Origin of the sequence: Dactylosporangium sp. CA-152071 (assembly GCF_050936335.1) — a bacterium.
Classification (GTDB): domain Bacteria; phylum Actinomycetota; class Actinomycetes; order Mycobacteriales; family Micromonosporaceae; genus Dactylosporangium; species Dactylosporangium maewongense.
Map to the genome: position 1 here is coordinate 3,326,079 of NZ_JBNJMZ010000001.1, position 12,538 is coordinate 3,338,616.

The 12,538-nt window shown below is 74.2% G+C and carries 11 protein-coding genes; 3 read left to right on the plus strand and 8 right to left on the minus strand.

Features of this window, described 5'->3' with window-relative positions:
* Positions 1-3 precede the first annotated feature (3 nt).
* A complete protein-coding gene (locus ACQEVZ_RS14805; RefSeq protein WP_433366574.1) occupies positions 4-483 on the minus strand; it encodes a GNAT family N-acetyltransferase in 480 nt (159 codons plus the stop codon).
* 12 nt (positions 484-495) lie between these two features.
* Positions 496-2,523: an ABC transporter ATP-binding protein gene (locus tag ACQEVZ_RS14810; RefSeq protein ID WP_433366577.1), complete on the minus strand. Its 2,028-nt coding sequence runs from the start codon at positions 2,521-2,523 to the stop codon at positions 496-498.
* Between the two features lie 127 nt (positions 2,524-2,650).
* Here ACQEVZ_RS14810 and ACQEVZ_RS14815 point away from each other — a divergent pair, with 127 nt between their 5' ends.
* Positions 2,651-3,169 carry a type 1 glutamine amidotransferase domain-containing protein gene (locus tag ACQEVZ_RS14815; RefSeq protein WP_360565227.1) on the plus strand — a complete coding sequence of 173 codons (519 nt, stop codon included), beginning with the start codon at positions 2,651-2,653 and terminating at the stop codon, positions 3,167-3,169.
* Positions 3,170-3,390: 221 nt separating this feature from the next.
* Positions 3,391-4,434 (plus strand): hypothetical protein, encoded by a 1,044-nt coding sequence (locus ACQEVZ_RS14820; RefSeq protein ID WP_433366581.1) that lies wholly within the window; start codon positions 3,391-3,393, stop codon positions 4,432-4,434.
* Positions 4,435-4,472: 38 nt separating this feature from the next.
* Here ACQEVZ_RS14820 and ACQEVZ_RS14825 read toward each other — a convergent pair whose 3' ends face one another.
* Positions 4,473-5,135 (minus strand): SDR family NAD(P)-dependent oxidoreductase, encoded by a 663-nt coding sequence (locus tag ACQEVZ_RS14825; RefSeq protein WP_433366584.1) that lies wholly within the window; start codon positions 5,133-5,135, stop codon positions 4,473-4,475.
* Between the two features lie 58 nt (positions 5,136-5,193).
* Between ACQEVZ_RS14825 and ACQEVZ_RS14830 the strand changes: the two genes are divergently transcribed.
* Positions 5,194-6,159, plus strand: a complete 966-nt coding sequence (locus ACQEVZ_RS14830) for a dipeptidase (RefSeq protein ID WP_344502691.1) — start codon at positions 5,194-5,196, stop codon at positions 6,157-6,159.
* A gap of 51 nt (positions 6,160-6,210) precedes the next feature.
* Here ACQEVZ_RS14830 and ACQEVZ_RS14835 read toward each other — a convergent pair whose 3' ends face one another.
* From ACQEVZ_RS14835 to pucD, 5 genes are all read right to left on the minus strand, one after another.
* Positions 6,211-6,714: a flavin reductase family protein gene (locus ACQEVZ_RS14835; RefSeq protein WP_344502693.1), complete on the minus strand. Its 504-nt coding sequence runs from the start codon at positions 6,712-6,714 to the stop codon at positions 6,211-6,213.
* Positions 6,715-6,816: 102 nt separating this feature from the next.
* Positions 6,817-7,785 carry an allantoicase gene (alc, locus tag ACQEVZ_RS14840; RefSeq protein ID WP_360565218.1) on the minus strand — a complete coding sequence of 323 codons (969 nt, stop codon included), beginning with the start codon at positions 7,783-7,785 and terminating at the stop codon, positions 6,817-6,819.
* A complete protein-coding gene (gene allB, locus ACQEVZ_RS14845) occupies positions 7,782-9,080 on the minus strand; it encodes an allantoinase AllB (protein ID WP_433366589.1) in 1,299 nt (432 codons plus the stop codon). The genes alc and allB overlap by 4 nt, the downstream gene beginning before the upstream one ends.
* Positions 9,077-10,231, minus strand: a complete 1,155-nt coding sequence (locus tag ACQEVZ_RS14850) for a DUF6986 family protein (protein WP_433366592.1) — start codon at positions 10,229-10,231, stop codon at positions 9,077-9,079. Before ACQEVZ_RS14850 ends, allB begins: the two co-directional genes overlap by 4 nt.
* A gap of 2 nt (positions 10,232-10,233) precedes the next feature.
* On the minus strand, positions 10,234-12,486 hold the full coding sequence (gene pucD / locus ACQEVZ_RS14855) for a xanthine dehydrogenase subunit D (RefSeq protein ID WP_433366595.1): 2,253 nt from the start codon (positions 12,484-12,486) through the stop codon (positions 10,234-10,236).
* Positions 12,487-12,538 lie beyond the last annotated feature (52 nt).

Consider the following 12,538-nt stretch of genomic DNA (forward strand, 5'->3'; position numbering starts at 1 on the left):
CGGTCAGAGGGCGATCACCATCGACGGGTGGTCCACATCGCGGAAGCCGAACCCGCGGTAGAGGTCGTAGCCCTCCTCGGAGGCGTGCAGCTGCGCCCGGACGACCCCGTTGTCCCGGAACCAGCCGAGCAGGGCCGCCACGCACGCCTTGGAGAAGCCGCGGCGCCGGTACCCGTCGTCGGTGGAGACGTTGAAGACGTAGCCGCTCAGGCCGGTCGGGTTCGACGGGGAGCCGAGCCGCTCGTCGATGACGCCGACCGCGCACGCCGCCAGCCGTCCCGGTTCGCCGGGCCGGTCGACCACGAACGCCGCGGTCCGCGCGTCGTCGCCGGGCAGCCGCCGGCGCAACGAGCTGGCGGTCTGCTCGGCCCAGTCCCCCGGCTCGAGCACCATACCGTCCATCGCCTGGAACATCACCATCCGCAGCCGGACCAGCTCGCCGGCGTCGGCCGCGGTGGCCCTGCGGGCATGCACCTCGATCACGCCGCGAAGGTATCAAGCGGCCGTGTACCCCGTCGCCTGCAATGCGAACAGCTCCGCGTACGTGCCGCCGGCGGCGAGCAGGTCGAGGTGGGCGCCGTGCTCGACGACGCGCCCCTCGTGCAGGACGTAGATGTGGTCGGCGTGGCGGACGTTGGCGAGGCGGTGCGTGATGAGCACCGTGATCCGGTCGGGCGCGCCGGCCCGCAGCGCCGCGAACAGCGCGTGCTCGGCCCTCGCGTCCAGCGCCGCGGACGGCTCGTCGCAGATGAGCACCGGCGCGTCGCGGTAGAACGCCCGCGCGGCGGCGAGGCGCTGCCACTGGCCGCCGGACAGGTCCTGGCCACCGGCGAAGTTGCGCGACAGCAGCGTGTCGTAGCCGGCCGGCAGCCCGGCGATCATGTCGTGGGCGCCGGCCTTGCGCGCGGCGGCCTCGACCAGCCCGTCGTGCGTGTTCTCGCGCGGCTCGTCGTTTGTGCCGTCGTGCGTGCCGTCGCGCGGGCCGTCGTGCGTGCCATCGCGCGGGCCGTCGTTCGTGCCATCGCGCGGGCCGTCGTTCGTGCCGAGCAGGATGTTGCGTTCCGCGGTGAACGGCCAGTGCCAGTACTCCTGGCTGACCATCGCCACGTGCCGCCACGCGTCCTCGGGGTCCACGGTGGACAGCGGCGTGCCGTCCCACGACACGGTGCCGCTGTCCGGGTGGTACAGCCCGGCGATGAGCCGCGCGAGGCTGGTCTTGCCGGAGCCGTTCTCCCCGACGAGCGCGATCGTCTGTCCGCGGTGGACGGTCAGGTTCGCGCCGAGGACCGCGGGCGCGTCGGTCTCCGCGTAGTGCAGGGTGGCGTCGCGGACCTCGATGCTCGCCGGCGCCCGCACGGTCGCCTCCCTGGTCACGGGCGGCATCCGCTCGCCGGCGCGGGCCAGGAAGTCGGTGTAGTCGTTGAAGTACAGCCCTTCCTCGTAGACGCGGTTGACGTTGGTGACGGCGAGCGCGAGCGCGTTGCGGGCCGCCTGCAGCGCGAGCACCGCGGTGCCGGCCGCGGCGAGCGGCAGCCGGTGGTCGACGAGGAGCGCGCCGAGCGCCACGTACACCCCGAACGTCGCGACGCCGGAGAACACGCCGCCGACGAGCCGGGTCATCGTCTGGCGCCGGACGACCTCCAGCTCCGTCCTCGTCTCCGCGCCGGCCATGATGTCGTACTCGCGCAGGAGGAACGGCCGCATCGTGAACGCGCGCAGCTCCGCGGCCGTGGCCCGGTTCGCCATCAGGTCGGACAGCATCCACAGCCGGCGCCGGCGGCTGGTGCGCGCGTGGTTGCTGAGGTAGGCGAGGCGGGCCGCCCGCACCGCCGCCCACGCGGCCGGGACGCTGGCCAGCAGCAGCGCGCCGAGCAGCACGGGGTGCAGCAGCGCGAGGGTGACCGCGGTCGCGGCGAGCCCGGCGAGGCCGGCGGTGAGGTCGATCGCGCCGCGGGTCAGGAACTGCACCGCGAGCGACCCGCGGTTGCGGGCGCGTTCCATCTCGTCGGAGAACCCGGCGTCGTCGAACGCGGCCAGCTTGACCTGCGTCGTCAGCTCGAACAGCCGCCGCTCCGCGGTCGTGAGCACCTGCGGCTCGAGGCGCGCCTGCGCCCAGCCGGCGATGATCGACAGTCCGCTCCGCACGAAGGTCGCGGCGGCGACGACGACCAGCGACGGCACCGCCGCCCGGACCCGGTCCAGGGTCGGACCCGCGGCGAACAGCGCCTGCAGGACCCCTCGCGTCGCGAGCAGCCCGAACGCGGTCGCGACCCCGGCGAGCAGGTTGAACGCCAGCGCGGCCACGGTGTCGCGGCGGCTGGCCTGCCACGCGATCGTGACCGCCTGCCGGAGGACCGCCGGAAGACGCCGCGCCATCGCGCTGAACCGCACACTGGCCAGGGCCACGCTGTGCGACTCCCACCACGACGCCTTGAGCTCCGGCAGCTGGGAGCTGCCGGAAGGGTGTGACGGCCGGGAACTGCCGGAAGGGCGTGACGCCGCGGTCACCGTCGCCTTGGCCATCGACCCTCCTCGACGTCTCGGTTCGAGGATAGCGGCGTCCGGCGCCACGGGTGAGCCGTCACACGCTTGGGTGGTCGCGCAGCGGGTAGGCAACAGGGGAACGCGACACAGAAGGAGGACATCGACGATGAATGTCGCATTTCTGGTTGCCAAGGAGGGCATCGAGCAGGTCGAGCTCACGGAGCCGTGGAAGGCCGTCGAACACGCGGGTCACACGCCGCGCCTGGTCTCGCCCGAGCCGGGCCGGGTGCAGGCATACCACCACCTGGACAAGGCCGACGCGTTCGACGTCGACGTGACCGCGGCCGACGCCCGCGCCGACGACTACGCCGCCCTCGTCCTACCCGGCGGCGTCGGCAACGGTGATCTGTTGCGCTGGCAGCGGCCCGCCGTCGACCTCGTGAAGGACTTCGTCGCCTCGGGCAAGCCCGTCGCCGTGATCTGCCACGGTGGCTGGGTCCTCATCGAGGCCGGCGGCGTCGGCGGCCGCCGCGTGACGTCGTGGCCGTCGATGCAGACCGACTTCCGCAACGCCGGCGCCACGTGGGTCGACGAGGAGGTCGTCGTGGACGGCCCGCTCATCAGCAGCCGCAAGCCCGACGACCTGCCCGCGTTCTGCAAGGAGCTGGTCGAGGCCCTGGCCTGACCGCCACCGGCGAGGCAGCGGCATGCCGCCACCGGCGAAGCCTCGGCATGCCGCCACCGGCCGGCATGACCACCACCCGGCCAGCCGTGGCATGACCTCCACCCTGGCCGAGCGGGCATGGCCTCCACCCTGGCGGGCTCTGGCATGACCATGACCGGGCCGGGCCCGCGCGACCGCGCGGCCCGGTCGTGCCCGCCCCGGGGTACTAGAGTCGGCGGGCGATGCTGGACCTCACCCGGGAACTGATCCGCCGTCACGAGCGCGGGGCGGCCGGCCGGCACGACGTCTGGGTCCACGCCGCGGCGCGGGCGATCAGGCGGGCCGGCGACGCCCACGACGCCGCGGCGCTGCTGCCCTGCTTCCTCGACGACCCCGAGGCGCGCGGCGCGCTGCTGCCGGTGCTCGCGTGCCACGGCGACCGCTCCACCGCGGCGGCGCTGCTCCCCGTGCACGACCGCAACCCCGAGGTGCTGCACGTGGTCGGCTGGTTCGGCCACGAGCCGGCGACCCTCATCCTCTGGGACCACGCGCTGCACGGGGACTGGGACGCGCAGTGCAGCGCGGTGCTCGGCCTCCTCCACCTCAGGTGCGACGGCATCGACGTGGCCGCGGAGCTGCGCCGGCACGAGGGCCGCGGGCTGTTCCCCGAGCTGCTGCCCGCCCTCGCCGTGAAGACCGGCGACCCGTCGTGGGCGCGGCGGCTCCTCGACTGGGGGACGACCGGCGCCTCGACCGACTGCAACGGCGGGCTGCTCCTCGGCCTGGCGCTGCTCGGCGCCGCCGGCCGGGACGCGTTCGACCTGGCGCTGTGGAGCCCGGCGTGGGAGACGTGGTCGGGCTCGACGGGGACGGTCCGCTGGGCGGCGCGCGGCGTCCTCGCCGCCGGGTGGGGCGTCGCCGGACTGCGGTCCCGCTTCGACGCGCACGTCAGCGCCGCGACCGACCCCGCCGACCGCACCAACGCCGTCCTCGTCCTCACCGGCGTCGTGGACCGCTGGCTCGACGACGAGTGGACCGGCCTGCACGCGGCCGTAGAGCCGCCGGAGACGAGGGAACAGGCGTTCCGGCTGCTGTTCGAGGGCGAACGGGCGCTGGACCGCGTCGCCGAGCGGCTGGTCGACGAGGCCGGGCACGGCGGCCGCACCGAGATCGAGCCGGGACTGCCGCTCCGGTTCGTCCTGCGGCAGGTGTACGACCTGCGCCGCCGCCTCGAAGACGCCGTCCACCACGAGGCGGACCTCGACGCCCGGACCCGCACCCCCTGACGCCACCGCGCGGCGCCGTCACGGGCGGTGCGGCACGGTCACCGCTTCAGGGTGCTCCGCGTGATCATCCGCAGGGCCCGGGCGGCGACGGACATCCTTCTCGGGTAGGACACCACGGGCCGGCGGGTGCGAACGGCCTGCATGAGCACGTCCACCGCACGGTCGACGCTGACCAGCATCGGCTTCGCGGCACCCTTGGCCATCTTCGTGTCGACGAACCCGAACCTGACCGCGGTGACCGCCACGCCGCGCGGGCGCAGCGCCGCCGACAGGCCGAGCAGGTAGGAGGTCAGGCCGGCCTTCGAGGCGGCATACCCGGGCGCGTCGGCGGAGATGAGCACGTCGGCGAGGCTCGACAGCCCGATGACGTGGCCGCGCCCGGCGGCGAGCATGCCCGGCACGACCGCCTCGACGGTCCGGGCCGCGCCGATCAGGTTCACCTGGAGCGCCCTCGTCTGCGCCGCGAGGTCCGCGGGGTCGAACATCTCGCCGACGCCGGCCGCGTACACGCACAGGTCCACCGGGCCGATCCCGGCGAGCACCACGGGGAACTCGTCCGCGGTGACGTCCACGACGTGCTGCACGACGCCGTCCCGCGGGCTGCGTGACACGCCGGTGACGCTCCACCCCTCGGCGACGAGGCGCCGCGTGAGCGCGAGTCCGATCCCGTCACTGTTGCCGACCACGAGGGCACGCTTCACCCGGCGAGCGTAACCACGCCCCTCGGCGGCGGCCAAGACATGCAGGTAGCGTGCCCGTATGACGGTTGATCGGCTGCTGTGGGAGCAGCACACCTGCCTGCCGCTGTCGGTGCGGGCACGGGTCAGCGACCTGCGGCGCTACCGGAGGCCGGGCGGGACGTTCGCGTCGGTCAACGTCGGGTACGCACCGCACAGCGCCGACGAGGTCCGCACGTTCCTTGCGGCGTTCCGGGCCGGGGTGGCACTCGAGGAGGAGATGGTGCTGGGCGAGTCGGTCGCCGACATCGACCGGGTGCACCGGGACGGTGGGATCGCCGTCGCGTTCGACCTGGAGGACTCGGGGCCGCTCGAAGGGGATCTCGGGCGCGTCCGGGAGTTCTTCGACCTGGGCGTGCGGACCATGCTGCCGACCTACAACCTGCGCAACGCGGCCGGGTCGGGCTGCCTCGACGAGGTGGACGAGGGGCTGACCGCGTACGGCCGCGACCTCGTCCGGGAGATGAACGCCGTCGGCATGGTCGTGGACGGGTCGCACTGCAGCATCCGGACGGGCCTCGACCTGGCGGAGGTGACGCAGCGGCCGATGGTGTACAGCCACTCGTCAATGCGGGCCGTGTGGGACCACCCCCGCAACGTGACCGACGAGCAGGCCAGGGCGTGCGCCGCGACCGGCGGGGTCATCGGCATCACCGGCGTCGGGATCTTCCTCGGACCGAACGACGCCTCCGTCGAAGCGCTCGTCCGGCACATCGACTACGCCGTGGAGCTGGTGGGACCCGACCACGTCGGCGTCGCGAGCGACTTCGCGTTCGATCACGAGGACCTCGTCCAGGAGATGACGACCAACCCGGAGCTGTTCCCGGAGAGCTACACGCGATGGGGGCCGATCGAGCTCATGCCGCCGGAGGGCCTGCTCCAGGTCGAGGCGGCCCTGGAGGCGAGGGGTTACCCGGCGGATGCCGTGACCGCCGTCCTGGGCGGCAACTTCCGCCGCGTCGCCACCGAGGTCTGGTCCGCCCCGTAGCCGGCCGGCCGGGTCGGAAGGGTGAGGTCAGGCGGGCGACCGGGCCGCGGGTCAGCGGTCGAGGGCCAGGTAGCTGCCGTCGTGGTACACGAGCGGCGTCGCGGTGGCGTCGGAGTGGTGGGCGGCGTGGACCGGGGACGCCACGACGATCACGTGGTCACCGGCCTCGACGTGGTTGACGACCTCGCAGATGAGGACCGCCAGCACGCCGTCCAGCAGGGGGACGCCGTCGGGGCCTGAGGTCCAGGTGCCGCCGGCCGCGGCGTACGTCGCGTAGCGGTCGGCACCCCTGGCGGCGAACGTGCGGGCCACGGGCTCCTGCCCGGCGGTGAGGACGTGCACGCCGACCAGGCCGGCGCCGCGGACGATCGGCCACGCCGAGGCGGCCTTGGCGACGCAGAAGGAGACCAGCGGCGGGTCCAGCGAGACGGACGTGAAGGACGTCGCCGTGAAACCGGTCGGCGGGGAGCCCGGCGCGGTGACGACGACCACCGCGGCCGCGTGGCGGCGCAGGACACGGCGGAACAGCCCGGAGTCGATCGCGGTAGCGGTCACCCGTCCTCCTGTCACATCCGCCGCCCGGAAGGCCCTGCCCCGAACGCACTGCCCGGAAGTCAGGGGAACCTTACCCGCGGGTACCAGATGCAACCATCGGCGTCAGAGGGTCTCGCCGAAGAGGCGGAGGCGGGCCATGCCACCGTCGGGGAAGACGTCGAGGCGGACGTGGGTGGCGGGGACGGTGCTGTCGAGGCGGAAGCGGTGCCTGGTGTCGGGCTGCAGGTCGACCCGGGGCAGCAGGTCGAACCAGGCGGAGTCCGACGAGGGGTCGGACGAGGGGTCCAGGGTGCCGCGGAGCGTGGCGGCGGCGGGGGCGTTGCCCTTGAAGTGGGTGGTGTCGAGCTCGGCCAGGCGGATGGTGCCCCGGGCGGCCAGGCGGACGAGGACCCAGTCGTTGCCGTCGTCGCGGCGGCGGGCCGTCTCCCAGCCGTCCCCCATGACGCGGGCGTGGCCGGGCAGGATGAGGTTGTTGGCGGAGCCGTAGAAGCGGTTGCTGCAGTCCACGACGAGACCGCCGAGCTCGAGGGCCGCGAGGTCGACGGTCATGCCGTGCAGCAGCGCCGGGTCGGGGTCGACGACGCCGTGCACGCGGAGGCGGGCGACGCCGCCGTCGGGGAAGATGTTGAGCCGCACGTGGGTGACCCGGCGGTGGTCGGTGACCTCGAAGAGGTTGCGCGTGTCGCCCCGCACGGCCGACCGGCCGACGAGGGGGAACCAGCCGGTCAGCGCGGCGGGCGCGGGATGCCCGGGGACCTCGCAGCCCTCGACCGAGACGTGCGGCGGGTAGTTGCCGGTGAAGTGGGCGGTGTCGACGACGACGCCGTGCACCGCGCCGGGGGCGCCGAGGCGCACCACGGCCCAGTCGTGCAGGTCCGGACCGAGGGTGCGGCGCCGGCGGGTCTCCCAGCCGTCGTAGACCTTCCCTTTGGGGCCGAACGTCCACGTCTCGAACGTGGACGGCTCCGGGTTGACGAGGTTGTCGCGGGCGGCGAAGAACTCGTCGTTGGCGTCGACCACGCCGCCGCCGAGCAACCGGGACGCCAGGTCCGGCAGGTCCGTGAAGGTCATCGATCCTCCGAGCGCCGCAGCAGCGTTCCGTGTGGGGTGTCACCGACCGGCACGCCGCGCAGCCAGGTGGTGTGGACGACCCCGCGCAGCGCGGCGCCGGCGTAGGGCGTCACGGGGTGCCGGTGGTGCAGGGCGGTCGCGTCGACGACGAACGGCTCGTCGGGGGCGAAGGCGACCAGGTCGGCGTCGGCGCCCACCGCGATGCGTCCCTTGCGGGTCAGGCCCACGAGGTCGGCGGGTCCCAGCGCCATCCAGCGCACCACGTCGGCGAGGGTGAAGCCGCGGTCCTGCGCCTCGGTCCAGACGGCGCTGAGGCCGACCTGCAGCGAGGCGATGCCGCCCCACGCGGCCGCGAAGTCGCCGCTCTCCCGGCGTTTGAGGTCTGGTGTACTGGGTGAGTGGTCGGACACGACGACCGTGATGGTGCCGTCCGCGAGGCCCGCCCACAGCCCGTCCTGGTTGACGGCGTCACGGATCGGCGGGCAGCACTTGAACTCGGTGGCCCCGTCGGGGACGGCGTGCGCGTCGAGGGTGAGGTAGTGCGGGCAGGTCTCGGCGGTGACCCGGACCCCGCCGGCGGCGGCCTCGCGCAGCAGCGGCAGCGCGTCGGCGGCCGACAGGTGCAGGATGTGCACCCGCACGCCCGCGGCGGCAGCGGCGGACAGGGCGGTGCCGACGGCGGCGACCTCGGCCACCGGCGGCCGGGAGGCGAGGAAGTCGGGGTAGGCGCGGGACGCGAGGGTGTCGCGCAGGTGCCCGGGGTCCTCGGCGTGCACGACGAAGAGCGCGTCGACGCTCGCGAACGCGGCGGCGAGGCCATCGCGGTCCAGGGGCGGGAACTCGGGGACGCCCGAGTCGGCGAGAAAGCTCTTGAAGCCGAAGACCCCGGCGTCGTGCAGCGCGGGCAGCTGGCCGGCGTTGCCGGGGATGGCGCCGCCCCAGAAGCCGACGTCGACCCAGCACTTGCCGGTCGCGGCGGCCTGCTTCTCGCGCAGCGCGGCGACGGTCGTCGTCGGGGGCAGCGAGTTGAGGGGCATGTCGATGATGGTGGTGACGCCGCCGGCGGCCGCGGCGCGGGTGGCGGTGGCGAACCCTTCCCACTCGGTGCGGCCGGGCTCGTTGACGTGCACGTGGGTGTCGACGAGGCCCGGCAGGAGGACGAGGTCGCCGAGGTCCTCGTCGCAGTCGGCGTCCACGGGACCGAGGGCGGCGATCCGTCCGTCGTGGACGGTGACGGTCGCCGGGCCCGGGCCGTCCGGGAGATACACCTGCCGCGAGCGCAGCGTGAACGTCACAGGGCTACCAACTCCTCGATCGTCCGCCCCACGGAGGGCGCCGACAGGGCTCCGCAGTGGACACCGCGGAGCAGGAAACGGGCGATGGCCCGGGCCGTGGCGGGCTCGTCGAGGATGCCGCTGTCACGGCGGGACAGGTAGGCGTCGAGGCGCCGGCGGGCCTCGGGCAGGCCGTCGAGGTAGAAGCCGAACGTGGCCGCGTAGCGGGTCGGCAGCTGCGCCGGGTGCAGGTCCCAGCCCTGGTGGATGCCGCGTTCGAGGCCGCGGCGCACCAGCCGGGCGTGCACCTGCCACGCGGCGTGCACGGCGGCGGTGTCGCCGACGGGGAGGATGTTGGTGGAGCCGTCGGCGACGTGGACGCCGGCAGCGGCCGCCGCCGCCACCTGCATGACCGCCTTCGCGTGGTCGGCGACCGGGTGGTCGAGGGCCTGGTGCGCGGGCGCGACACCGAGGGCGGTGCTGTAGTCGTACGTGCCGTAGTGCAGCCCGGTGAGCCGCCCGCGCGCGGCGAGGATCATCAGCGGCAGCGGCGACGTGCCGTCCGGGCCGAGGACCGCCTGCGGGGTCTCGACCTGCAGCTCGAAGCGCAGCCGCCCCTCCTCCAGCCCGTGCGCGTGCTCCAGCTGGCGGCACAGCAGGACCGCGGTGTCGACGTTCGCGACCGAGGTGGGTTTCGGGATCGTGACGACGAACTCCGGCGGCGGCGGGCCGAGCGCGGACAGGAACAGGTCGAGGGTGCGTGCGGCGCGCCGCACGGTCGCCGGTTCGAGGCTCTTGACCCGCAGCCCGCTGAACGGCACGGCACAGGCGCGCAGGGCGGCGCCCGCCGCGAGGGCGTGCTCGTCCTCGACGGAGGAAGGGCGCACGCCGTAGCCGTCCTCGAAGTCGACGCGCAGGTCCTCGACCGGTTCGCCGGCGAGCTTCGTCCGTACCATGTCCACAATGGACTCGGAGAAGCCCGGGAGCCCGTGCTCCTCCAGGGCGGCCAGCGCGAGCGCTCCCCAGTCGCGGACCGTGGTGGCGCTGAACCGGTCGGCGGGCACGTAGCAGGTGTGCACGGGGCGGCGGGTAACCGGCGCGGGCGGCGGTGTGTCGCCGGCGTGCTCGGCGCTCGCGAGCAGCTCTTCGAGGTCGAGGTCGGTGAGTCCCATGCTCAGGTCCCCGTGAGATGTTCGGGCCGGACCGGGACGCGGTTGAGCGCGAGGCCGGTCGCGGCGCGGATCGCGGCGACGATCGCCGGGGTGGACGAGATCGTCGGCGGCTCGCCGACGCCGCGCAGGCCGTAGGGCGCGTCGGGGTCGCCGAGCTCGAGCACGTCGATGCGCATCGGCGGGACGTCGAGGATGGTGGGGATCAGGTAGTCGGTGAACGACGGGTTGCGGATGAGCCCGCCGTCGACCTGGATCTCCTCCATCACGGCGAGGCCGAGGCCCTGCGCGGTGCCGCCGGCGATCTGGCCGCGCACCGACTGCGGGTGCAGGGCCCGGCCGACGTCCTGCGCGGTGACGATCTCGACGACCCGCACGAGGCCGAGCTCGACGTCGACGTCGACGGTCGCGCGGTGCGCGGCGAACGCGTACTGCACGTGCGCGTCGCCCTGGCCGGTCAGCGGGTCGAGGGGCGTGGTCGGCCGGTGCCGCCACTCGACCGTCTCCTCGACCGGCACGTCGCCGAGCACGTCGGCGAGGTCCGCGATCAGCTCCCCTTCCCCGGTGACGAGCTTGCCGCCCTGCAGGGCGAAGTCGTCCCTGCCGATGCGGCGGCCGAGCTCCCGGCGGACGGCGGCGCAGGCGGCCTTGACGGCGCCGCCGGTGACGTACGTCTGCCGCGACGCCGAGCTGGAGCCGGCGCTGCCGATGGTGGTGTCGGCGGTGGCGACGGTGACCTGGTCGACGCCGAGCTCGGTGCGCACGATCTGGGCCTGGACGGTGACGAGCCCCTGGCCGACCTCGGCGGCGGCGGTGTGCACGACGGCGGCCGGCTCCCCGCCGACGACCTCGAGCCGGACGCGGGCGGTGGAGTAGTCGTCGAACCCCTCGGAGAAGCCGACGTTCTTGATGCCGACGCCGTAGCCGACGCCGCGGCGCACGCCTTCGCCGTGGGTGGTGTTGGCGACGCCGCCGGGCAGCTCCCGCAGGTCGCCGCCGCGGTCCGGGGGTTGCGGCGCGGCGCGGACCCGGTCGAGGAGGTCGGCGACGGGGGCGGGGCCACGCACCACCTGGCCGGTCGGCATGGTGTCGCCGGGCGCGATGGCGTTGCGGGTCCTGACGTCGACGGGGTCCATGCCGAGCGCGGCGGCGAGCTTGTCCATCTGGGACTCGTAGGCGAAGCACGCCTGCACGGCGCCGAACCCCCGCATGGCGCCGCACGGCGGGTTGTTCGTGTAGACGGCGTAGCCGTCGACGAGCACGTTGTCCACCGTGTACGGTCCGACGCCCAGCGTGGTCGCGTTCGCGACGACTGCCTTGGACGTGGAGGCGTACGCGCCGCCGTCGAGCACGATGCGCGCCTTCACGTAGACGAGCCTGCCGTCGGTGTCGGCGCCGTGCTCGTACCACATGCGCGCCGGATGCCGGTGGACGTGCCCGTGGAAGGACTCCTCGCGCGAGTAGACCATCTTCACGGGGCGGCCGGTGTGCAGCGCGAGCATGCACGCGTGGACCTGCATGCTGACGTCCTCACGACCGCCGAACGCCCCGCCGACGCCGGCGAGGCTGAGCCGCACCTTCGAGGCCGGCAGGCCGAGGCAGTCGGCGACCTGGTCGAGGTCGCCGTGCAGCCACTGGGTGGCGATGAAGAGGTCGACGCCGCCGTCCTCGGCGGGGATCGCGAGGCCCGACTCGGGCCCGAGGAACGCCTGGTCCTGCATGCCGACCTCGTACTCGCCGGTGACGACGACCGGGGCGGTGACGGACGGGTCGCCCTTGCGGATCGGCACGTGCCGCAGCAGGTTTCCCCTGTCGTGGACGGTGTCCGCGGAGTCGATGGCGGCGACCGGATCGGTGATCGGCGGGAGCGGCTCGTACTCCACGACGATCGCGGCGCACGCGCGGCGGGCGGTCTCCGGGTGGTCGGCGGCGACGATGGCGACCGGCTCGCCCGCGTAGCGGACCTGGTCGATGGCGAGGACGGGCTGGTCGCGGTCCTCGAGGCCGTACCGCTTGGCGCCGGGCACGTCGGCGGCGGTGAGGACCGCGTGCACGCCCGTGGTGGCGACGGCGCCCGTGATGTCGACGCGGACGATCCTGGCGCGCGGGTGGGGGCTGCGGAGCGTGGCGCCCCACAGCATGCGGTCGGCCCACAGGTCGGAGGAGAACGCGAACTCGCCGGTCACCTTCAGGGTGCCGTCGGGCCGCTGCGGCGAGGTGCCGATGCCCTGCTGCGTGCCCAGCGCCGCGGTCGTCATCGCGCCTCCAAGACCGTGCGAGAGCCCGCACCTGCGCGTGGGCCGGGTGCTG

Bases quoted from the DNA above. Each gene is read 5' to 3' on its own strand.
- ACQEVZ_RS14830 (WP_344502691.1), top strand. From the start codon at position 5,194: ATGACGGTTGATCGGCTGCTGTGGGAGCAGCACACCTGCCTGCCGCTG.
- ACQEVZ_RS14810 (WP_433366577.1), bottom strand. From the start codon at position 2,523: ATGGCCAAGGCGACGGTGACCGCGGCGTCACGCCCTTCCGGCAGTTCC.
- pucD (WP_433366595.1), bottom strand. From the start codon at position 12,486: ATGACGACCGCGGCGCTGGGCACGCAGCAGGGCATCGGCACCTCGCCG.
- ACQEVZ_RS14820 (WP_433366581.1), top strand. From the start codon at position 3,391: ATGCTGGACCTCACCCGGGAACTGATCCGCCGTCACGAGCGCGGGGCG.
- alc (WP_360565218.1), bottom strand. From the start codon at position 7,785: ATGACCTTCACGGACCTGCCGGACCTGGCGTCCCGGTTGCTCGGCGGC.
- ACQEVZ_RS14815 (WP_360565227.1), top strand. From the start codon at position 2,651: ATGAATGTCGCATTTCTGGTTGCCAAGGAGGGCATCGAGCAGGTCGAG.
- ACQEVZ_RS14850 (WP_433366592.1), bottom strand. From the start codon at position 10,231: ATGGGACTCACCGACCTCGACCTCGAAGAGCTGCTCGCGAGCGCCGAG.